This is a genomic window from Nocardia sp. NBC_00508, from assembly GCF_036346875.1.
In the GTDB taxonomy this organism is placed as follows: domain Bacteria; phylum Actinomycetota; class Actinomycetes; order Mycobacteriales; family Mycobacteriaceae; genus Nocardia.
Window position 1 is genome coordinate 386,841 of the sequence record NZ_CP107852.1, and the last position, 21,110, is coordinate 407,950.

The 21,110-nt window shown below is 69.1% G+C and carries 18 protein-coding genes; 9 read left to right on the forward strand and 9 right to left on the reverse strand.

Features of this window, described 5'->3' with window-relative positions; translation table 11 throughout:
• Positions 1-64 precede the first annotated feature (64 nt).
• Together OHA40_RS01575 and OHA40_RS01580 are read left to right on the forward strand one after the other, a co-directional pair.
• Complete coding sequence (locus OHA40_RS01575) at positions 65-1,495, forward strand: SDR family NAD(P)-dependent oxidoreductase (RefSeq protein ID WP_330231285.1); 1,431 nt, start codon at positions 65-67, stop codon at positions 1,493-1,495.
• 47 nt (positions 1,496-1,542) lie between these two features.
• Positions 1,543-1,932: a DUF2784 domain-containing protein gene (locus OHA40_RS01580; RefSeq protein ID WP_330231286.1), complete on the forward strand. Its 390-nt coding sequence runs from the start codon at positions 1,543-1,545 to the stop codon at positions 1,930-1,932.
• Between the two features lie 21 nt (positions 1,933-1,953).
• Here the strand turns inward: OHA40_RS01580 and OHA40_RS01585 are convergent, their stop codons facing one another.
• From OHA40_RS01585 to OHA40_RS01595, 3 genes are all read right to left on the reverse strand, one after another.
• Positions 1,954-2,715 (reverse strand): thioesterase II family protein, encoded by a 762-nt coding sequence (locus OHA40_RS01585; protein ID WP_330231287.1) that lies wholly within the window; start codon positions 2,713-2,715, stop codon positions 1,954-1,956.
• 98 nt (positions 2,716-2,813) lie between these two features.
• The gene (locus OHA40_RS01590; protein WP_330231288.1) at positions 2,814-5,180 is read right to left on the reverse strand and encodes a hypothetical protein; all 2,367 of its coding nucleotides are present in this window, start codon (positions 5,178-5,180) and stop codon (positions 2,814-2,816) included.
• 482 nt (positions 5,181-5,662) lie between these two features.
• The gene (locus tag OHA40_RS01595; RefSeq protein WP_330231289.1) at positions 5,663-6,208 is read right to left on the reverse strand and encodes a hypothetical protein; all 546 of its coding nucleotides are present in this window, start codon (positions 6,206-6,208) and stop codon (positions 5,663-5,665) included.
• Positions 6,209-6,722: 514 nt separating this feature from the next.
• Between OHA40_RS01595 and OHA40_RS01600 the strand changes: the two genes are divergently transcribed.
• From OHA40_RS01600 to OHA40_RS01610, 3 genes are all read left to right on the forward strand, one after another.
• Positions 6,723-8,063 carry a CoA transferase gene (locus OHA40_RS01600; protein ID WP_330231290.1) on the forward strand — a complete coding sequence of 447 codons (1,341 nt, stop codon included), beginning with the start codon at positions 6,723-6,725 and terminating at the stop codon, positions 8,061-8,063.
• Between the two features lie 87 nt (positions 8,064-8,150).
• The gene (locus tag OHA40_RS01605) at positions 8,151-9,737 is read left to right on the forward strand and encodes an MFS transporter (protein WP_330231291.1); all 1,587 of its coding nucleotides are present in this window, start codon (positions 8,151-8,153) and stop codon (positions 9,735-9,737) included.
• Between the two features lie 66 nt (positions 9,738-9,803).
• The gene (locus OHA40_RS01610) at positions 9,804-10,313 is read left to right on the forward strand and encodes a hypothetical protein (RefSeq protein ID WP_330231292.1); all 510 of its coding nucleotides are present in this window, start codon (positions 9,804-9,806) and stop codon (positions 10,311-10,313) included.
• Positions 10,314-10,357: 44 nt separating this feature from the next.
• Here the strand turns inward: OHA40_RS01610 and OHA40_RS01615 are convergent, their stop codons facing one another.
• Positions 10,358-10,927 (reverse strand): TetR family transcriptional regulator, encoded by a 570-nt coding sequence (locus OHA40_RS01615; RefSeq protein ID WP_330231293.1) that lies wholly within the window; start codon positions 10,925-10,927, stop codon positions 10,358-10,360.
• 135 nt (positions 10,928-11,062) lie between these two features.
• On the opposite strand from OHA40_RS01615, the gene OHA40_RS01620 reads away from it, so the two are divergent.
• The gene (locus tag OHA40_RS01620; RefSeq protein WP_442944095.1) at positions 11,063-12,094 is read left to right on the forward strand and encodes a nucleoside hydrolase; all 1,032 of its coding nucleotides are present in this window, start codon (positions 11,063-11,065) and stop codon (positions 12,092-12,094) included.
• On the forward strand, positions 12,091-12,975 hold the full coding sequence (locus tag OHA40_RS01625; protein ID WP_330231295.1) for an amidohydrolase family protein: 885 nt from the start codon (positions 12,091-12,093) through the stop codon (positions 12,973-12,975). The genes OHA40_RS01620 and OHA40_RS01625 overlap by 4 nt, the downstream gene beginning before the upstream one ends.
• Before the next feature lie 18 nt (positions 12,976-12,993).
• Here OHA40_RS01625 and OHA40_RS01630 read toward each other — a convergent pair whose 3' ends face one another.
• Entirely contained in the window at positions 12,994-13,635 is a 642-nt protein-coding gene (locus OHA40_RS01630; RefSeq protein ID WP_330231296.1) for an NAD(P)-dependent oxidoreductase, read from the reverse strand.
• Positions 13,636-13,741: 106 nt separating this feature from the next.
• Here OHA40_RS01630 and OHA40_RS01635 point away from each other — a divergent pair, with 106 nt between their 5' ends.
• Positions 13,742-14,236 carry a MarR family winged helix-turn-helix transcriptional regulator gene (locus OHA40_RS01635; protein WP_330231297.1) on the forward strand — a complete coding sequence of 165 codons (495 nt, stop codon included), beginning with the start codon at positions 13,742-13,744 and terminating at the stop codon, positions 14,234-14,236.
• A 75-nt stretch (positions 14,237-14,311) separates the two neighbouring features.
• On the opposite strand, the gene OHA40_RS01640 is transcribed toward OHA40_RS01635, so the two are convergent.
• The 4 genes from OHA40_RS01640 to OHA40_RS01660 form a co-directional block, all read right to left on the reverse strand.
• Positions 14,312-14,629, reverse strand: a complete 318-nt coding sequence (locus OHA40_RS01640; RefSeq protein ID WP_330231298.1) for an L-2-amino-thiazoline-4-carboxylic acid hydrolase — start codon at positions 14,627-14,629, stop codon at positions 14,312-14,314.
• A gap of 296 nt (positions 14,630-14,925) precedes the next feature.
• Positions 14,926-15,975: a methylmalonyl Co-A mutase-associated GTPase MeaB gene (gene meaB / locus OHA40_RS01650; protein WP_330231299.1), complete on the reverse strand. Its 1,050-nt coding sequence runs from the start codon at positions 15,973-15,975 to the stop codon at positions 14,926-14,928.
• The gene (gene scpA, locus OHA40_RS01655; protein ID WP_330231300.1) at positions 15,972-18,251 is read right to left on the reverse strand and encodes a methylmalonyl-CoA mutase; all 2,280 of its coding nucleotides are present in this window, start codon (positions 18,249-18,251) and stop codon (positions 15,972-15,974) included. The genes meaB and scpA overlap by 4 nt, the downstream gene beginning before the upstream one ends.
• Positions 18,251-20,107, reverse strand: a complete 1,857-nt coding sequence (locus tag OHA40_RS01660) for a methylmalonyl-CoA mutase family protein (RefSeq protein WP_330231301.1) — start codon at positions 20,105-20,107, stop codon at positions 18,251-18,253. Before OHA40_RS01660 ends, scpA begins: the two co-directional genes overlap by 1 nt.
• A 285-nt stretch (positions 20,108-20,392) precedes the next feature.
• Between OHA40_RS01660 and OHA40_RS01665 the strand changes: the two genes are divergently transcribed.
• Positions 20,393-21,040: a TVP38/TMEM64 family protein gene (locus OHA40_RS01665; protein WP_330234490.1), complete on the forward strand. Its 648-nt coding sequence runs from the start codon at positions 20,393-20,395 to the stop codon at positions 21,038-21,040.
• The last annotated feature ends 70 nt before the right edge of the window (positions 21,041-21,110 follow it).

Genomic DNA, 21,110 nt, shown 5'->3' on the forward strand with positions numbered 1-21,110 from the left:
CGGGCGGGTTTGCGACAATGGGCCGGTCGCTTGCCCAGCTCACTGAAGGATGTTCCCTGCCGCGATGGCCGAAAGCATGATCGATCCCGAGGACCTCGCGACCTGCCTGCAGGTCCTGGAGCAGGCCGCAACGCTGGACAAGGATCATCCGGACTCGGTGGCGGTGCAGCGCGCGGTCGGGCACATGTTCAAGAAGCTCAAGCAGCGGCGCAGGTCCGCGGCGCGCGAGGCGGTCTCGACCGCCGACCGGGCGGTGGTCGCGGCCACCGCGACCGGCTCGCCGAACCGGATCGATGACGAGACCGCGGGCATCCCGATCAGCTCGACCGCCGGCGGCGCCAGCGCGGGCACGCTGATCCGTCCACGACCCTGCTACATCTGTAAGCAGCGCTACACCCGGGTCGATACGTTCTATCACCAGTTGTGTCCCGACTGCGCGGCGAGCAGCCACGCCAAGCGGGACGCCCGTACCGATCTGACCGGGCGCCGGGCCCTGCTCACCGGCGGTCGCGCCAAGATCGGCATGTACATCGCCCTGCGACTGCTGCGCGACGGCGCGCACACCACCATCACCACCCGCTTCCCCAACGACGCCATCCGGCGTTTCACCGCGATGGACGACAGCGCGGACTGGCTGCATCGCCTGCGCATCGTCGGCATCGACCTGCGCGACCCGGCCCAGGTGGTCGCCCTGGCCGACGACGTCGCGGCACACGGGCCGTTGGACATCCTGATCAACAACGCGGCGCAAACGGTGCGCCGCTCCCCTGGCGCCTACAGCGCGCTGGTCGACGCCGAGTCCGGACCGCTGCCCGCGGGCGCGCTACCGGACGTGGTGAGTTTCGGCAAGACCATGCAGGCGCACCCCACCGCTTTGACCGCCTCGCTGACTCCGGCATTGTCCGCCGCCGATGTCGCCGAACTGGCCCTGGTCGCGGGATCGGCGACGCCGGAACGCATTTCGCGTGGCGTGGCGATCGATGCGGGTGGCTTGGTGCCCGACCTCGCGCACACCAACAGCTGGGTGCAGACCGTCGCCGAGGTGGATCCGACCGAACTGCTCGAAGTGCAGCTGTGCAACTCGGTCGCGCCGTTCATCCTGGTCTCCCACCTGCGCCCGGCGATGGCCGCCGCGACGGCGCGGCGCAAGTACGTCGTCAACGTCTCGGCCATGGAGGGGCAGTTCTCCCGTGCCTACAAAGGGCCGGGGCACCCGCATACCAATATGGCCAAGGCCGCGCTGAACATGTTGACCCGCACCAGCGCCCGCGAGCTGTTCGAACAGGACGGCATCCTGATGACCGCCGTCGACACCGGCTGGATCACCGACGAACGCCCGCACTACACGAAAGTCCGCCTCGCCGAGGAAGGTTTCCACGCGCCACTGGACCTGGTCGACGGAGCGGCGCGCGTGTACGACCCGATCGTGCAGGGCGAGAACGGCACCGACCTGTACGGCTGTTTCCTCAAGGACTTCCAGCCCTCCCCCTGGTAGCCGGTCGGACCGGATCCGCTACTCCCGGCGCGAGATACCCTGGAGGCGTGCTGTACCGGCTGCTGGCCGACGCCACGGCCGCCACGCATTTCGCCTTCGTGGCTTACGTGGTGGTCGGCGGGTTCCTCGCGTGGCGCTTCCCGCGCACGATCTGGCTGCATCTCGTCGCGGCCGGGTGGGGGTTCAGCACGATCGTGCTCGGATTCGACTGCCCGCTGACACACGGGGAGAACTGGGCGCGCGAGCGTGCCGGCCAGGCGCGGCTGCCGTCGAGCGGATTCATCGACCACTACATCACCGGCGTGCTCTATCCCGAGGACGCGCTCGGCCTGGTGCGGTTGCTGGCCGCCGTGCTGGTCGGGGTCTCGTGGATCGGCTACGTCCGGGTGCGGCAGCAGCGGTCGGTCGCGCCCGTCCGGCGGAACGCCCTGGGGTGACCCGGAACGTCGCGCCGCGTCTCAGGCGAGGGCGAGACGGCGCGCGACGAAGTCGGCGACCTCGGCGACGTGCTCGTCGAGATAGAAATGCCCGCCGGCAAACGTCGCCCGATCGAAGCCACCGCTGGTGTGCGCGCGCCATCCGTCGGACTGCTCGGGCCGCATCGTCGGGTCCTCGGTGCCGACCAGCGCCGCGATATCGGCACGCAGCGGATCGCCCGGCTGGTAGCGATAGGTCTCCACCGCCTGGTAGTCGGCGCGTACCGCGGGCAGGACGACTTCGGCGAGACTCGGTTCGGCGCGCAGCATCTCGAGCGGCGCCGGATCGGCGGCCAACCGGATCAGGTCGCCGATGAGCTCGTCGTCGGAGGCCAGGTGCAGTCGCTGTGTCTCCTCGAAGGTCGGCGCCGGGCGGCCGGACACGAACAGCGTGGCGATCGGCTGCCCGCCGCGTTCCAGCCTGCGCGCGGTCTCGAACGCCACGGTCGCGCCCATACTGTGCCCGAACAGCGACAACCGGCCGACCACTCCCTGCGCGAGCACTTCCGTAGCGATCCGGTCGGCCAGTACACCGACGTCGGTGATCGGGTCCTCGCCCAACCGGTCCTGCCGCCCGGGGTATTGCACCGCGTGAACCGCCACACCCGCACCGAATCGCTGGGCCAGATCCCGATACGCCGTGGCCGGTCCGCCGCCGGGTGGGAAGCACAGTAGACGATGCCGCACGACCGGCTCGGATCGCAACGTCCGCAACCACTCCGACTCGGTGAAGGTTCCAGCCACGTTCGGTCTCCCTTGTCCGTCGTCCGTCCTGGCATCGGCCTGGACCAGCCCACGGTAGTGCGTGCATTCCGTCCGGCGGCACGATACCGCCGCGGGCGTCAGAACCGTGGGATCGCCTTCGACGGGGTCAGCTTCACGTTGCCCGTCCAGTATTCGGAGTTCGCCATGGTCTGTAGAAGTTCCGAGGCTCGGGCGAGGTCGCCGGCGTTGGCGGCATGCAGATACTGGCCGGCGAGATGGGGCATGATGAATCTGTTCATCAGCTGGCCACGTTCCTGGCTCCAGCCTTCGAACTGCGCAGGCAGCGGGTAGTCCGGGTTCGACTGCACGATGGCGCCCGCGGCGTCCCTGGTGATCGTGCTTCCTCCGGCGAGCGCCTCGATACCCCGGATCTTGTCTCGGGTCGGCGCGCGGAAGTAGTCCTGGAGATAGCCGCGTTCCTCGCGGGTCAGCTCGGATTCCGCGACGTGGTCGATGTAGCGGCGGTTCGCCAGCCGGTGTGCCGTCTGCTGGAACAAGGCCATGTTGGCGGGCGAGCGGCCCAGCTTGAGCACGGCGAGCGACGCGGCGGCCTCGCCGATGTACTTGTCGCCGTCCCACACGCTGGGCGCGAAGTTCTGCCGGTAGTTGTAGGCCCGGATCGCGTCGATGATCATCTCCTGATCGGTGAATCCCGCATCGATCAGCGAGCTGCCGAGATCGGTCAGCGAACCACCGCGATTGACGACGCGGTCGATGGCCGCGGCGGCGCTACGTGCCGTGTGCCGCCCGCGGTGCTCGCGGACCGCACTCCTGGCCGCCTCCATGAGCTGTTCGCGGGTCCGCATGTAGTTGACGTTCCAGCCCCTTTCGTTGATCAACGCGTTCGCTCGCCAACCCCCGAGCTCCGCGCGGTTGCGCAGGCGCGCGTGCGGGTCGAGCGGATTGCGCTTGTTGCCGAGCAGCATTGCGGCGATCGGGTTGTTGTTGATGGTGTTGACGGCGGCGAGTCCGGTGATCAACCCGGCCCCGGACAGGGAATGCGACGCGCCACCGGGGCCCATCCCGAGGGCGGCGCCCGAGCCGCCGCCCTTGCCGCTGCCCGCGCCCTGCACGGCGAGCGAGAACCGATTGGCGATCCACTCGTTGCCCCGGCTGAGACCGGCGCTGAGCCGCTTCAACTGGAGGATGGCGACGACCTCGACGATCGCGCCGAGCACGAGCACCACCATCACTTGGCCGCGCGCTTCGCGGAACAGATTGCCCAAGAACAGGACATAGACCCCCAAAAAGATGGTGTAGGCCGCCATGCGCCCGGCCGCGACGAGGCTGTCCACGATATTGCGTACCAGAAAGGTCTGCGTCGGCCCGTACACGAAACCGCCCGCCGCGAATCCGAAGATCGACATGAAACCGTGGTAGACCGAATCCAGCGCGGCCCAAATGATCTTCAACCCGAGATAGACGCCGAAGCACAGCAACACCGCGGCGCAGAACAGCAGCACCAGACCGGAACCGATCTGTCCGAAGCCCGGGTTGTCGGCCTTGGCGAAGGCGGCCGTGTCGCCGCAGGCGCGTAGGCCGTTCAGCACGCCGGAGTCCGTACCCGCCCGCACCCCCGCGGTCCAGGCGGCGGCGCAACGCGGCGACTCGTCCACGACGTGCCCGAAGTTCCACACCTGCACCGGCCGCCGCGCGAAGTTGTCCGCCAGATCGCCCTGCATCGTCGCGATCAGCTGGTCGGGATTCGGCGCGGCGTTGCCGTTCAGCCCCGCGGCGACCGAGATGCCCAGGTCACGGCCCTGCGCCAGCAGGCCGTGCGACGACAACACGTCCGCGAGCGGCTCGGCGAGGAAGACCGGACCGAGCACCGCGACGCCCAACATCGTCGCGATCTGCATGGTGGCTTTGGCGTGGTAGCCGCGCAGCACGAACCAGCCGACGAAGAACGCCCCGATCGCCGCCGCGACCGTCATCAGGATCGGCGTGGCGATCTGACCGGTGAGGCTGTCGGCGACTCCGGTCAGCGCCCGCCCGAACGGATCGAGCCACTGAAAGCTGATCACGAAGCCGATCGCCCACACCGCGGTGGTCACGATCACCATGTATCCGATGAACTCCAGGCCGAGCACGGTCGACACCACTGTCTCGATTGGATCGAAGAGGCTGCCATCGCTACTGGCGAACAGGTAGTCGGACAGCCGGACACCGGCGGAGTCCCGAATGTTCATCCAGCCCAGTGCATCGATGCTGGAGCTCGCCGCGGTCCCGCTATCCACCAAAGCCATCGCGGTGGCCCCGACGACACCGGGAAAGACGAGCAGCACGAAGACGAACGCCAGCAAGTACACCACCCGGCGTCGTACCCGGGACACGCCCACCCACGCGCGCCACCGCATCAGAACAACGCGCAGTCGCCAACGCGCCGGGTCCCAGAAGGCCATCTCGCAGGCTGTCCACGAACGCCGCGCTCCTGGGTTCGACACCGTCGCAACGGCACCTATAGCGGTTCGGGGAAGCTTCGGCGGCACGGCATCGGTTCTTTCCGGTTGAGAATCGGTCAGCCGGGATCGATGAATCGCCAGCACATTCCGTCCGGCGATGTTATGTTCCGCGGAAATGCGAACCGAGAGATACAACCAGCGTGATCGCAATCGCGGGTCGGCGCTGCGCAGTCTCTCCGCTCTTCGCACGTCTCCGGAGCCGCTGCCCTACCGGAGGACGGAACAATCAACCATTCGAAGCTCCCGCACGGCACCGTGCTCCAGCAGCCATGAGAACGCGGCGCTGCCATCTGCACCCGACACCTGTGCCGTAGGTCGGCAGGACCGCGAAAAAGCGCTCCGCCGAGCGACTACACAGACCACGCACCGATCAGGGTGGTGAAGGTTTGCAAGATGGTCGATCGCGGCGTGACGTTCGACAAAGCATCCCCGGCCCGAGGGGCGCGCAGGTCAGACCAGGCGGATCAGGAGTCACCGAGGGGGGTTCGCGCCAGCCGTTGTTCCAGTTCGGCGATCCGCTGCCGGTAACCGTCCAATTCGCTGAGATGCGAATCCATTTCGTGGGTCAGCTGCGCGATCCGTCCGAGATAGCGGTGCGCGGGGCGATCGGTCCAGTAGTCGCCGGCGCGTCCGTACTCCACCGCACGATCGACGTCGGCCGCGGGGACACCCGCGGCGATCGCGTCCGTGGTCGCGGCCGCCAGCGCCGCCTCGAGCTGCTCCAAGCGCAGTCGCGTTGCCTGGTCGTGGCCTTTCCGCCCGCCGAGCGCGGCGCGTTCGGCGGCGAGATCCTGGATTTCCCGCAAGTACCCGGCGTTCTGGGCGTCCTGCACGGCCATCAGTTGGTAGTCGTGTTTGATCGGCGCCTGGCGAACCTGGTCCGGGATCAGCGCGGTACGCGGCTGCATATCGTTCCCGAAGGCCGGGATTCGTTCCCGCCCAGGGGAGTTCCTCTTCGTCCGCGTCGTCGGCACCGTGTACTCTGCACTGCCGGCATAGGTGTTCGTCATCGTCGCTCGACCTCACATATCAGTGCCGCGTGGTGCGGTGCGGCCAGTCATGCTCTAGCCCTGTGTCCGCGCGCGGCGGACAGGTCATCGGATTCACGCGCTGTTTTCCGCGCCGTGAACCGCGGTGCAGCACCTGGACATATTGACCGAATTCATGCGCCGTGTCGCATGCCGCTATCCTCACTGGCGAGAAGACCGGTAGGACAGCCTTTTTCACGTGTTTGTCGGCACTCCTTTCGCAATCGCGCCGAAACGTATCCGCAATCGCATGGTCGCAGCCTCCGTGCTCTCGCCGGCGCGGCACCGACGGCGACGGGATTCCGGCGGCGATGGCTCCGGCACTGCGTGCCACCGCACGCCCGTGTACCAGCGAAGCAGCCCCCATCCCGATCCGCAACGCCGCAGGTGGCGCCGGAGATCGGCGGCGCAACGGGGCAGTCGTGACCGCCCCGCGCCCGCCCGAAGATCAACCGCGGCACGAGGGTGCTCCGGCACAGCAACTACGCTGAAGCGAGTGAACACGCACGCACGGCTCGTCCATGACTACGAGGCCGGTATCGGTGTCACCGCCTCGCTTATCTCCCCCGCGCCCGATCCGGGTAACAATCTCGCCGCGACATTACCGGTCTGGGCGCTGGCCGCCGGTTCGGTCGCGACGCTGACGGCGGCGGCGAACCGCATGCGCGAGGCGCGTGGCCTCGACCAGGTAGCGCACCGCATCGACCCCGCCCGCATCACCTCGGCCTTCGCCAGCGAGAAGCTGCTACGCGTCGGCGGCCGAGGACCGATGCTGTTCACCGACCTGTCCGGGTTCTTCCCCACGTTCGACGGCTGGGTTCGCACGCACGCCAACTATCCGCACCACCGCGCTCGGCTGCTCGCCGCCCTCGGTCTGCCCGCGTCCGCGCCCGTCGACTTGGCCGTCGCCCAGATGGCCATGAGCCGCGCCTCGGATCTGGAGGATCAGGCCGCCGCCCACGGCGCGATCGCGGTCCGGGTCCGCACCGAGCAGGAGTGGGCCGCGAGCCCGCAGGGACAGGCCGCCGCCGCGGGCCCCGTGGTGGCGATCGCACCGCGCGCCGACCGCGGTGAGCCCGGGCTGCCGTCGGGCGCAGCGCCTTTGCAGCCACTGCGGGGCTTGCGTGTGCTCGACCTGACCCGGGTGATCGCGGGTCCGGTCGCGACGCGGGCGCTGGCGTTGCTCGGCGCCGAAGTCCTGCGGGTCGATCCGCCGCAGCTGCCCGAGATCCCGTGGCAGTACGCGGACACCTGCCAGGGCAAACGCTCCACGCTGGTGGACCTGCGCGCGAACCGGATCGATGACCTGCTCGCCTCCGCGGACGTACTGATCACCGGCTACCGTCCGGGCGCGTTGGAGCGCATCGGCGTGCACGCCGCAAGCCGTCCCGGCCTCGTCCACGGCCGGGTGTCCGCGTGGGGTGAGACCGGTCCCTGGGGCGGACACCGCGGCTTCGACAGCATCGTGCAGGCCGCCTCCGGCATATCAATCCTCGAAGGCGCGCCCGCGCTACCCGGTGCGCTGCCCGCTCAGGCGCTGGACCACGCGTCGGGCTATCTGCTCGCCGCGGGCGTGATCGATGCACTGGTCGCCCGCAGCGCGGACGGCGTCGGCCGGGACGTGCGCGTCGCGCTGGCGCGCACCGCGGCCTGGTTGCTCGACGCGCCGGACCGCACGCCGCGTCATCCCAAGGCCGCGGCGCCGAGTCCGGCGGAGGTGGTCCAGCACGGACAGGTCGTCACCGCGACGCCCGCTCTCGCCGAATACCCGGATTACGCCTGGCCCGCGCCCGTCTACGGCGCGGATCACCCCGCTTGGCCGCTGCCGACGCATTGACGGTCCCGCCGGGGCGCCGCGAAAAATCCTTTGCGGCGCTCCGGTGACGGGCGGTGAAATGGTGCTCCTCGCGTCGTCTGAACTGGCATGACGCTCACCGACACCATTTCGGAAGGAACCCGCGCCGTGGACACCACGCTCGACCGCGTCGCCGAGCCGCTGGCCGGCCGGCGGGAGTGGATCGGGCTCGGCGTGCTCGCGCTCGCCTGCCTGGTCTACGCGATGGACATGACGGTCCTGCACCTCGCCGTGCCGATGATCAGCGCCGAACTGCATCCGACCAGCTCGCAGCTGCTGTGGATCATCGACGTCTACGGGTTCATGGTGGCCGGGCTGCTGGTCACCATGGGCACACTCGGCGACCGGATCGGCAGGCGCAGGCTGCTCATGGCGGGCGCCGCGGCGTTCGCGGTGGTGTCGCTGGTCGCGGCGTTCGCCCCGAGCGCGGAGCTGCTGATCGCCTGCCGCGCACTGCAAGGGGTCGCGGGCGCGACGCTCGCGCCGTCGACACTGTCGCTGCTGTTCAGCATGTTCCGGGACGCCAAGCAGCGGTCGGTGGCGGTCGGCGTGTGGGTCGGCGCGTTCTCCACGGGCGGCGCGGTCGGCCCGCTGTTCGGCGGCGTCTTGCTGGAACGGTTCTGGTGGGGGTCGGTGTTCCTGCTCGCGGTGCCGGTCATGGCGCTGCTGCTGATCCTGGGGCCGAAGGTGCTTCCGGAGTACCGCGACCCGGACGCGGGGCGCTTGGATCCGCTCAGCGCCGGGCTGTGCGTGGCCGCGATGATCGCGCTGGTGTTCGGCATGAAGAAGATCGCCCAGGACGGGCTCGGCGTGGGCGCGGTGCTCGCCGTCGTCGCCGGTCTGGTCGTCGGGTTCGTGTTCGTTCGCCGCCAGCTCGGCAGTTCGCACCCGATGCTCGACCTGCGCTTGTTCCGGCTCGGCACGTTCCGGATCGCGCTGCTGATCAACGTGGTCGGGGTCTTCGTCGCGTTCGGCTATTTCCTGTTCGTAGCGCAGTACTTCCAGCTGGTGCTGGGGCTGTCGCCGCTGGCGGCCGGCTTGGTGATGGCCCCGTCCGGCCTCGGGTTCATCGTCGGCTCGCAGCTGGCTCCGCGCATCGTCCGGGTGGTGCGCCCGGCCTACCTGATCGGCTCCGGCCTGGCGGCCTCGGCCGTCGGCCTGCTGCTGATGACCCGGGTCGGCGTGACCGGCGGCGTGCTGCTCGCAGTGGCCGCCTCGGTGATCATCGCGCTGGGATTGGCGCCGGTGTTCGGCATCACCACCGAACTGATCGTCGGCTCGGCGCCACAGGAACAGGCAGGCGCCGCCGCCGGAGTCTCCGAAACCGGCGCGGAACTCGGTGGTGCCCTTGGCATTTCGATCCTCGGCAGCATCAGCGTCGCGCTCTACCGCGGCGATCTCGCCGGCTCGCTGCCCGCCGGGGTCCCGGCCGGGGCCGAGCGATCCGTGCGCGACACTCTCGGCGCCGCCGCGCACACCGCCGCCACGCTGCCCGGTGAACTGGGCGAGGCGGTGCTGCTGGCCGCGCGGCACGCGTTCCTGCACGGCGTACAGGTCACCGCGGGCATCGCCGCCGTGGCAGCACTGACGCTGTCGGTGGTCGCGGTGCTTCGCCTGCGCCACATCCCCGCTGGGGAACCGACGAGCGAGGACTGAGTGAGCGTCCGGCAACTTCCTTCTGCCAGTCCGTTTCCCGGCTGGGTAGCGGGTATGAAGGAGACTGTGACAACAGAGCTGACTGTGTTCTCCGATTACTGGCAGATCCACCTCCTCGATAGCGACTCGTCCACCGAAGTGACTGACCACTGGTTGGATTCCGCACTGCTCGACTACTTGGCGCTGGCGGACGACGCGATCGGCATCTGTACCGGGGTCAACGATCACGTCACCGTCACCATCGACGTGACCGACGGCCCCCCTGCCGATGACAAGGACGCCTTCGACACTGTGACGGAGTGCAGCCTCCGAGCCGACTCCGGCACGTTGCGGCTCACCTCTCCGACCTACGGCGAGAACGACGGCGATCTGGTGACGGTTCCGACGGGGTGGCTGCGGTTGCGTGTGTCCCTGACCAGGTCGATCGATGATGAGGAATACGACGAGGACTCGGACGATCCCGCCGATCGGCGACACATCCGGATTCAGTGCTGGCCCGCCGAACCCAGCGACGCTGTCTTGGTCAAGGGATGGAATTCCGACACAGGCTCATTCCACCCGGCACGGACGGACTGAGTTCCCTCGGCGCCGAGTTCGCCGCCCCGAGGTCCGGCCCGCTCCTAGCCTGCGCTCAGGGCGGCCACCGCCTGCGCAAGCCGGTTCCCGTCCGGAAGTTTCGCCTCCGGAGCGATGGTCTGCAGGATGCCGAGTCCCTGCACGAGCACGAAATACAGCTCCGCGATCGCCTCGGCCTGGTCCTCGGTCAAGTGCGGGTGCGCCTCCCGCAGCGCGTCCGCCATATCGCCATAGGCCCCGGACAGGCTCTCGGCGAAGAACTTTTGCGATTCCGGCGACCGAGCGACGCGCACCAGGTTCTCCAGGCTCGCCAGCATGCTGTCGCGATTGTCGGTGAATACCGCGGGCATCGAATTCCACAGTGCGACGAACGCGGCCAGCGGCGCGGCGCCGCCGCCCTGCCGGATCAACGCCTCCATGCTGTCGCCGATCGCGGTGCCCAGACCGTCGGTCAGCGCCTCGGTGATCAACTGTTCCTTGGATCCGAAGTGGTAGCCGATCGCCGCCAGGCTCACCCCGGCGGCGGCGGCGATGTCCCGGGCCGTGGCCTTGGCGACGCCGCGCTCGACGATGACTTTTCGCGCTCCCGCCAGTAGATCCTCGCGATTTCCCATGTGCACAGGCTACATCGTCTTAGACAAATGTACGAGACGGCTGTACCAACTATCGCCACCATCGAGCAATCGACACCTCGGCGCGGGGACAGCGCGCGGGATGGCTAGTCTCGTCCTGTGCGGCAGAAGATCATCATGGACGTCGACACCGGCATCGACGATTCCCTCGCCCTGCTGTACCTGCTCAGCTCCCCCGAGGCCGAGATCGCGGGAATCGCCGCCACCGCGGGGAACGTGTCCGCGGCGCAGGTGGCGGCCAACACCCTCGCCTGGCTGGACGTCTGCCACGCACCCGATATCGAGGTCGCACTCGGCGCCGCCGCCCCCCTCTCGATCCCACTGCGCACCACCGAGGACACGCACGGGCCACAGGGCGTCGGGTACGCCGAGCTGCCTGCCTCCGCCCGCCGCCTCTCGCCGCGGTCGGCCGCGCGGATGTGGGTCGAGCTGGTGCGCGCGCATCCCGGCGAGATCGTCGGGCTCTGTACCGGCCCGCTGACCAATCTCGCCCTCGCCCTGCGGATCGAGCCCGAGCTGCCGGTGTTGCTGCACCGCTTGGTGATCATGGGCGGCGCGTTCAATCACCCCGGCAACACGACGCCGACCACTGAGTGGAATGTGCACGTCGATCCGGAGGCAGCCAAGGAAGTCTTCGACGCCTTCGCCGCGGCGCCGGCGGACCGCAGGCCGATCGTGTGCCCGCTCGACGTCACCGAAACCATCGAGATGCGGCCCGAGCACTTGGTCCGTCTCGCCGAGCGCGCGAAAAGCTTTCCGGTGGAACTCGTCTCCGCGGCCGAACCGCCCGAGACCCGCTCGGCCGCGAGCAATCCGATCGTCCGCTACGTCACCGATGCCGTGCGGTTCTATTTCGACTTCCACCACGGCTACGACCTGGGCTATCTCGCCCACATGCACGACCCGTTCGCGGCCGCGGTGGCACTGGATCCGCCGCTGGCCCGCACCCGCCCCGCGACGGTGGACGTGGAATTGGCGGGCGCCATCACCCGTGCGACCACGGTCGCCGACTGGGCTGGCATGTGGGGCCGCGAACCCAACGCCGACATCGTGCTCGGCACCGATCCGGAGCTGTTCTTCGAACGGCTGATCAGCCGGGTCGGCGATTTCGCACGGTCGGTGCATCCCGCCCGTCAGGAGGTCCGATGACCGACGCCGACGACACCGGTTACCTGGCCGCCTTCCGCGACGAGCTCGGACTGCCCGGAATCATCGATGTCCATACGCATTTCATGCCCGACCAGGTCCTGCGGAAAGTCTGGGCATACTTCGACTCGGCCGGTCCGCTGATCGGACGCTCTTGGCCGATCGCCTACCGCGCCGACGAGCAGGTCCGGTTGAAGACCTTGCGCGACTTCGGCGTCCGAGCGTTCACCGCACTGGTATACCCACACAAGCCGGACATGGCCGCATGGCTCAACGAGTGGACCGCCGAGTTCGCGGCACGCACCCCGGATTGCCTGCACACAGCGACATTCTTTCCCGAACCGCACGCCGAGAGCTACGTCGCGGCGGCAGTCGAGAGCGGAGCCCGCGTCTTCAAAGCGCATGTCCAAGTCGGTGGCTACCATCCGGGAGACCCGCTCCTCGACCCGGTATGGGGCCTGCTGGAGGACGCGCAGATCCCGGTCGTGATCCACTGCGGTTCCGGACCGGCGCCGGGAACGCATACCGGACCGGAACCGATCGCCGGTGTGCTGCGGCGCTTTCCGCGCCTGCCGCTGATCGTCGCGCACATGGGCACGCCCGAGTTCGCCGAATTCCTCGATCTCGCCGAGGCGTATGCGAACGTACGACTCGACACCACCATGGTGTGGACCGATTTCTCCGAGGCCGACGCGCCCTTCCCGATCCGCGAGCACGGCAGGCTGCGCTCCTTCGCCGACCGCATCCTGTTCGGCAGCGACTTCCCCAATATTCCGCATTCCTACGGTCATTCGATCCAGGTGCTCGAACGCCTCGAGCTCGGCGAGGACTGGCTGCGCCAGGTCTGCTACCGCAACGCGGCTACGCTGTTCGGCATCGAATGACCTGGCCCGAACGGCCGATCAGGTAGCGACGACCGTGAACCGGGCACGCCGGTGGGCGGGCCGTTCCGCCTCGTCGAGGAGGGCGACCGCGAAGTCCTCCATGGAGATGGCGGACAGACCGTCCGGACGCGCCAGCAATTCGTCCGCGCCCACCCGGTAGGTCCCGGTCCGCTTGCCGGGCACCAGCTCGGCGGGCGGGCTCAGGTAGGTCCAGTCCACGGCGGCGTCGGCCCGGCACAGCGCGAGCTGATCCGCGCACGCCTGGGCGATCCCGCGCAGTTCCACGGGGAATTCCGGTGTTTCGTGCAGCGTCACACCGCCCGCGCCCGGCACCGTCAAGGTGGCAGCTCCGCCGACGACGAGCAGCCGCACGCCCGTGTGAGCGAGCCCGGCGAGCAACACCGTGGTGACCGCGGGAAGTTCGTGCTCGCGGCCGAGGGCGGGCCTCGTCGCCGTGATCACCAGATCCTGTCCGGCGCTGAGCGAGACCACGTCGTCGAGGCTCGACGCGTCACCCCGGCGGATCAACGCACCGGCGGGCACGGTGGTCGCACGATCCGGGTCACGAACTACCGCGGTGACCTCGTGATCGCGCGCCAACGCCTCGGCCACCACGCGGCGCCCCACCTCACCTGCCGCGCCGAACAAGGTAATACGCATGATTCGTGCCCCTTTCCTCATTGCTTAGCTCTAAGAAACATAGCTTCGCGCTGAGCAATTCAGCTATGAGATAACTCACCGCTGAGCTATTCGCTAGAGTGCGGTAGTGACCGATCATGTCGACGAGGTGCTCGCGCAGTGGCAGGCGCAGCGCCCTGACCTGGACGTCTCACCCATGGCCGTGCTGGGACGCCTGACCAGGCTGTCCCAGCTGACGTGGGCCGAACTGCGCAGAACCTTCGCCGCGCACGGCTTGGACGCCGCGTCGTTCGACGTGCTGGCCACCCTGCGCCGCAGCGACCCGCCACACTGCCTGACCCCGACCGAACTGATGCGCGCCGCCATGGTCACGTCCGGCGCCATCACCCAGCGACTGGATCGGCTCGAGGAGCGCGGTCTGGTGCGGCGCTCGCGCAGCGAATCCGACGGCCGCGGAGTCCGGGTCACGCTCACCGCCGCGGGCCACGAACTCATCGAAGCGGCCCTACCCGATCATGTGGCGACCGAGCGGCGGTTGCTCGAACCGCTGAGCGCCGAGCAACGCGAGCAGTTGGCGGGCATGTTGCGCGCGTTGCTCGAGTCACTCGGCGACTCCGTCTGAGCAGCGGCAGGCCGCGCGGATCGGCTGACGATACTGGGCCGCAATGGCTTCCGAACCCTTCAGCGACGCGGCCTGCTACGTAGTGCGGTCGAAATGAAACGGGCAGTGCGAGCCGCCGCGACCGATGGTCGTCGAGCGCTCGAAGCCGAACCCGTGCTTCGCCGGGTCGATAGCCCCGATCCAATTCGCGTCGAACTCGCACATCACCGGCGTCAGCTCCGCCGCCGAATGCGCCACGAGCACTTCGTGATAGAAGCAGCGTGTGACATCCACGTGATAGGCGCGGTCGTCATCCACCGGACGCACGAAGGTGAAACCGTCGCCGAAGGCGTACCGCTCCCGCGCCTTCGACACCACAACCATGGCGGCGAACGGGTCCGGCGCGGCGTCCAACGCGCTCCACCGACCTACCTGGCGCTGACGATCTGATTGATTCGTACTATCGGAGCATGCCATGAGCACGAGTGCGCCGTCCACTCCGCGCAGTTCCCGACACGGCATCCATGCGGTTCGTCACGCCCTCGCGCGGACGATCGCGCTGTTCATTCGCGGCAGGGTGGCGAGACGGGCGATGGGGTCGTCGTCGAGCAGAGGGTGCGCGGTGCCGTCGTGTCGGCGTCCGTCGATCCGGACGCGGCAGCACCGAATCGGCTACGGCGCCACCTGGTTCCGTGTGCGGCGAGCCTCGGTCAGCGGCCGTCGAAGGCCCGCAGCAGTTCCTCGGCGGCGAGAGCCGCGGTCAGGGTGCCGTCGCGGACCTGCTTTTCCACCTGCGCCCGAATGGCTTTCACGTCCGGGTTCTCGGCGAGCCTGCGCAGTAACTGGTCGTGCACCATGGTCCAGGTCCAGTCGACCTGCTGGCGGCGGCGCTTCTCGTCGAACTCCCCGGCTTCGGTGAGCACGCGGCGATGCTCGAGCACCGTGTCCCAGAACCGGTCCAGGCCGATCCCCTGCAACCCGCTCATGGTCAGCACCGGCGGACGCCACAGCGCATCGTGTGGATGGATCAGGCGCAGCGCACCTGCCAGTTCCCTGGCCGCGGCTTTGGCCTCGACCTCGTGTTTCCCATCCGCCTTGTTCACCGCGACCAGATCGGCGAGCTCGAGCACCCCCTTCTTGATGCCCTGCAACTGGTCGCCGGTTCGCGCCAGGGTGAGGAAGCAGAACACGTCGACCATGTTCGCGACGGTGACCTCGGACTGTCCCACACCGACGGTCTCCACCAGGATCACGTCGTATCCCGCCGCTTCGAGCAGCACGATGGTCTCGCGGGTCGCCTTGGCGACCCCGCCGAGCGTCCCCGCGGTGGGCGAGGGGCGGATGTAGGCGTTGCGCTCCACCGACAACCGCGCCATCCGGGTCTTGTCGCCGAGGATGGAGCCGCCGGTCCTGGTCGACGACGGATCCACGGCGAGCACAGCGACCCGGTGCCCCTTACCGATCAGGGACATGCCGAGCGCGTCGATGAAGGTGGACTTGCCGACGCCGGGAACGCCGGTGATGCCGACCCGGTTCGAGACCGGCGCGCCGCCGGACTCCCCCGGCTCGGGCCGCACCTTCAGCAGCAGCTGCTGCGCCAGCGCTCGATGATCGGCCCTGGTGGACTCCACCAACGTGATCGCCCGCGCCAGGGCGGCCCGCTCATTGCCGCGAACCGCCGCGGCGAGCGCGTCGACATCGATCGTCCGGCGCGCGGCCACCTTCGCGGTGTCCCGCGCTGCTGAACCCGCTTCGCTCATTCCGTGGCGGCGGAATCCGCGGCGCCGCTACCGAGTTCGTGACCGAGTTCGGCGCCGAGCTTCTTCAGCAGGTCGATCGCCGCGTCGGCGATCACCGTGCCGGGCGGGAAGATCGCCGCGGCTCCGGCCTGGTAGAGCTCGTCGAAGTCACCGGGCGGGATGACGCCGCCCACGATGACCATGATGTCGGGGCGCCCGACATCGGCCAGTGCCTGCCGCAGCGCGGGCACCAGCGTGAGGTGACCCGCCGCCAGCGACGAGACCCCGACGACGTGCACGTCGTTGTCGGCCGCCTGCTGCGCCACCTCTTCCGGGGTCTGGAACAGCGGGCCCACGTCGACATCGAAACCGAGATCCGCGAAGGCCGTGGCGATCACCTTCTGGCCCCGGTCGTGGCCGTCCTGGCCCATCTTCGCGACGAGGATGCGCGGGCGGCGGCCCTCGGCCTCGGCGAACTCCTCCACCAGCTCGCTCGCCTTGGTGATGTTGGTGACCTTTCCTGCCTCGTCGCGGTACACACCGGAGAGCGTACGGATCTCGGCCTGATGGCGTCCGTACACCTGCTCCAGCGCGTCGGAGATCTCGCCGACGGTGGCCTTGGCCCGTGCCGCGTCGATGGCCAGCGCGAGCAGGTTGTTCGCCATGCCGCCTCCGGAAGAGGAGGCGGCGCGGGTCAATTCGGCCAGCGCCCGGCGAACCGCGTCGGGGTCCCGCTCGGCGCGCAGCCGTTGCAGCTTCTCGATCTGCTCGGCACGCACCCGCGAGTTGTCGACCTTGAGGACCTCGACCTCGTGATCCTCTTCGACCTGGTACTTGTTGACGCCGATCACCGGCTGCTGGCCGGTGTCGATGCGCGCCTGGGTGCGCGCGGCGGCCTCCTCGATGCGTAGCTTCGGGATGCCCTCGCCGATCGCCTGCGCCATGCCGCCGTGCGCCTCGACCTCGGCGATATGCGCGCGAGCCCGGTTGGCCAGCTGGTGGGTGAGCCACTCGACGTAGTACGAACCGCCCCACGGGTCGATCGGGCGGGTGGTGCGCGACTCCTGCTGGATGAGCAGCTGGGTGTTGCGTGCGATGCGGGCGGAGAAGTCCGTCGGCAGCGCCAGCGCCTCGTCGAGCGCGTTGGTGTGCAGCGACTGGGTGTGGCCCTGGGTGGCGGCCATCGCCTCGATGCAGGTGCGCGCGACGTTGTTGTAGGCGTCCTGCGCGGTGAGCGACCAGCCGGAAGTCTGCGAATGGGTGCGCAGCGACAGCGATTTCGCGCTCTTCGGGTTGAACTTCGCGACCAGCTCGCTCCACAGCAGGCGCCCGGCACGCAGCTTGGCGACCTCCATGAAGAAGTTCATGCCGATGGCCCAGAAGAACGACAGCCGTGGCGCGAACTTGTCGACCTCCATGCCCGCGTCGATGCCGGCGCGGATGTACTCCACGCCGTCGGCGAGGGTGTAGGCCAGCTCCAGGTCGGCGGTCGCGCCCGCCTCCTGGATGTGGTAGCCGGAGATGGAGATCGAGTTGAACTTCGGCATCTTCGCGCTGGTGTAGGCGAAGATGTCGGAGATGATCCGCATCGAGGGCTTCGGCGGATAGATGTAGGTGTTGCGGACCATGAACTCCTTCAGAATGTCGTTCTGAATGGTTCCGGCCAGCTGCTCGGGCGCGACGCCCTGTTCCTCCGCGGCGACGGCGTACAGCGCCAGGATCGGCAGCACCGCGCCGTTCATCGTCATCGAAACGCTGACCTGGTCCAGCGGGATGTGATCGAACAGCTGGCGCATGTCCAGGATCGAGTCGATGGCCACGCCCGCCATACCCACGTCGCCCTGCACGCGCGGGTGGTCGGAGTCGTAGCCACGATGTGTCGCCAGGTCGAACGCCACCGACAGGCCCTTCTGGCCCGCCTGCAGGTTGCGCCGGTAGAAGGCGTTGGAGTCCGCGGCGGTGGAGAAGCCCGCGTACTGGCGGATGGTCCACGGCTGGTTGACGTACATCGTGGGGTACGGCCCGCGCACGAACGGCGCGACGCCGGGCACGCTGTCGAGCGGATATCCTTCGGCCGCAACGACATCCCGGTCGGCCTTGGTGAACACCGGCGCCACGTCGATGCCTTCGGGCGTCGACCACACCAGCTGCTCCGGTGCGTAATGATTGGCCGCCGCGGCCGCACGCACGTACGCAGCCACCTGTGCCGCGTCGACCGCGGCAGGCTCAGGCGAGCGCTCGGCCAACGGCACATCGGCGAAACTGCCGATCACGTGCTTGATCTCACGAGTAGTCATCAGGCTCCTACCTTCTCCAGCAGGCCGGATAGCGCGGCGACCGCGTCGATGCGCGCGGCGAGGAATCCGTCGGGGCGCCGCGCGTCGTCCTGGTCGGCGACGGCCTTCGCCGCACCGGCCAGCAGCACGGTGGGCACGCCCGCGGCGCGCAACTGCTCCACCGCCGCGCCTGCCTCGGACCCGTACCGGGCATCCGACCCGCACAGCACCGCGATCGGCGCGCCGGATCCGGTTGCCGCGGCGGCGATTCCGCTCACCTCGAGCGGACCGGGATTGATCGACTCGATGCCGCCGGAGGCCAGGAGGTTCGCGACGAAGGTGACCCGGACGTTGTGCTCGGCGACCGAACCGAGCGGCACCAGCAGCGCTTTCGGCCGAGTGCCGTGCTCGGCGAGGTAGGCATCGGACCGATCGCGCAACTGCTCGAACGCGGCGCCGTAGCGGGCGACCCGCCCGGGCCGCCGCGCCGCCTCGGACAGCGGCTGCTCGGCCAGGTTCGGGAACTCGTTCACGCCGGTGACGGCGGTCTTGCGGTGCGCGACATCGGCAGCGCGAGTGGCCTTCGTCTCGGCGATCCGCTGGGCCAGCAGACCGGATTCCAGCGCGGCCGGGTAGCCACCGGCCGCCTCGATTTCCTGCACGAACTCCCACGCCTTCGCCGCCAGTGCGGCGGTGAGGTCCTCGACGTACCAGGAGCCCGCGCCGGGGTCGATCACGTGGCCCAGGTGCGATTCCTCGAGCAGCAGCAGTTGGGTGTTGCGCGCCATGCGATCGGCGAACGACTTGGAGACGCCGAGTTCGCCGGGCGGCAGCGCGGAGTCGAACGGCAGCACGGTCACGGTGTCGGCGCCACCGACGCCGGCGCCGAACGCGGCGAGCGTGGTGCGCAGCATGTTCACCCAGGGATCACGCTGGCTCATCATGGCGGCGGAGGTGACCGCATGGTGGGGTGCGCCGCCGAAATCCGGTGCTCCGCACACCTGCGCGACCCGCGCCCAGAGTTGCCTCCCGGCGCGGAACTTCGCGATGGTGGCGAACTGATCGTCGGTGGCGGCGAACCGGAATTCCACCTGGCCCAGCGCACCGGCGATGTCCAGGCCCTCGGTCAGCGCCCGGAGGTAGGCCAGCCCGGCCGCGACGGCCGCGCCCAGCTCCTGGGCGTCGGAGGCGCCCGCGTCGTGGAAGACGGTGCCGTCCACCGTGATCGCGCGCACCGTCTCCGACCGGCGGGCCGCCTGCCCGGCAAGTGCGACGGCCGCCGCGAGACCGACATCGGCGAGACCGGCGAAACGGCTGGTCAGCGGCGCGGCGCCGAGCGCGACCCGGATGTCCTCGCGGGTCGGCGCCGGATAGCCGTCGAGCACGGCGAACACCTGCTCCGCCGCGTCGGCGACCGCGCCGCCCGCGTTCAGGGTGAGCGGAGCCAATTCGAACAGCAGTCCCGCCAATGCCGTCGGCAGGGCGGCCACCGGCACGCCCCGCTCGCCGACACCGAGCCGGATCGCGCTGATCCCGTTCTCCAGCCCGGCCAGGATCTCCCGGTTGGCCGCCGCGGCATCGCGTTCACCGATGTGGGCGCCGACGAACCATCCCCGGTGCACGTCGCGGGTGGCGTCGCGCCCGCGGACGAACGGGAAGGTTCCGGGCAGCGGCTGCTCGGGCAGCTCCTCGCGACGGGTGTAGAGCGGGGCGATGGTCAGCCCGTCATAGGTGGTCTCGTCGAGCAGCCGCTCGGGCTCCTCGGGAAGTTCGGTGACATCGACCCGGCGAGCCTTCGCCAGCACCCCGGCGACTCCCTTGCGCCATGCGGCGAACTCGGGCACCGGATCCGCCCCAGAATCTGAAGCAATCGGCATAGCTTGCTGTTCCTCTTCCTCGACGCGGGCGCACCGCTGCGCACACCCGATATACTCGCATTCGCCCAGCTCAGCGACCACTTCGGTTAACGACCATTCGTCCCGCTTCTCCTGATGCTAGCGGGCGGATTTCCGGCCGGTTGACCCTGCCCGCCAATACCAACCAGTAACCTGTCGCCCGTGACCGAGGGCAGCGAGGGAACAATCGAACACAGCACCAACGGGCGCGACGCAGCCGAGCGCCAGCGAGGCGGAGTCGCGACCAGGCTGATCCGTGACCCGCGCATCCTCGCGCTGATCGTCGGCGCGGCCGCGTTGTTCGGCGCGGCGCTGCTGGTTCCGCTGCCGGGTCCACGCCAGATCCAAGAGTGGGCGACGTCGGTCGGCCCGGCTTTCCCCGTGCTGTTCTTCCTGGTCCATGCCGTGGTGACGGTCGCGCCGATCCCGCGCACCGTGTTCACCGTCAGCGCGGGACTGCTGTTCGGTCCACTGCTCGGCATCGCACTCGCGGTGGGCGCGACGACCGTCAGTGCGGCGCTGGCGATCCTGCTCGTGCGCGCGCTGGACCGCGATCAGGTCACTGCCCGGCTCACCCATCCCGCGGTGCGCGCGATCGACGACCGGCTGGCGCGCCGGGGCTGGCTTGCCGTCGGTTCGCTGCGGCTCATAGCGGCGGTGCCGTTCTCGGTGATCAACTACTGCTGCGGGTTGTCCTCGATCCGGTTCTGGCCGTATCTGACCGCCACCCTGCTCGGCGTGCTGCCCGGCACGATCGGCACGGTCATCCTCGGCGACGCGCTCACCGGGACCACACATCCGGCGATGCTCGTGCTGTCCGGCATCTGTCTCGCGATCGGGCTCGCCGGGCTGCTCGTCGACGCGCGATGGAAGACCGCGCCGACACCCGCCGAATCGGTGCCGGTCCCGGACTAGGCAGGGCTCGGCCCGCGACCGGCTCCAGCACTACGGGGGCGTTACCACCCAGGTCGAGACGCGATCACGG

Bases quoted from the DNA above. Each gene is read 5' to 3' on its own strand.
- OHA40_RS01575 (WP_330231285.1), top strand. From the start codon at position 65: ATGGCCGAAAGCATGATCGATCCCGAGGACCTCGCGACCTGCCTGCAG.
- OHA40_RS01595 (WP_330231289.1), bottom strand. From the start codon at position 6,208: ATGACGAACACCTATGCCGGCAGTGCAGAGTACACGGTGCCGACGACG.
- OHA40_RS01605 (WP_330231291.1), top strand. From the start codon at position 8,151: ATGACGCTCACCGACACCATTTCGGAAGGAACCCGCGCCGTGGACACC.
- OHA40_RS01615 (WP_330231293.1), bottom strand. From the start codon at position 10,927: ATGGGAAATCGCGAGGATCTACTGGCGGGAGCGCGAAAAGTCATCGTC.
- OHA40_RS01620 (WP_442944095.1), top strand. From the start codon at position 11,063: ATGGACGTCGACACCGGCATCGACGATTCCCTCGCCCTGCTGTACCTG.
- OHA40_RS01625 (WP_330231295.1), top strand. From the start codon at position 12,091: ATGACCGACGCCGACGACACCGGTTACCTGGCCGCCTTCCGCGACGAG.
- OHA40_RS01630 (WP_330231296.1), bottom strand. From the start codon at position 13,635: ATGCGTATTACCTTGTTCGGCGCGGCAGGTGAGGTGGGGCGCCGCGTG.
- meaB (WP_330231299.1), bottom strand. From the start codon at position 15,975: ATGAGCGAAGCGGGTTCAGCAGCGCGGGACACCGCGAAGGTGGCCGCG.
- scpA (WP_330231300.1), bottom strand. From the start codon at position 18,251: ATGACTACTCGTGAGATCAAGCACGTGATCGGCAGTTTCGCCGATGTG.
- OHA40_RS01660 (WP_330231301.1), bottom strand. From the start codon at position 20,107: ATGCCGATTGCTTCAGATTCTGGGGCGGATCCGGTGCCCGAGTTCGCC.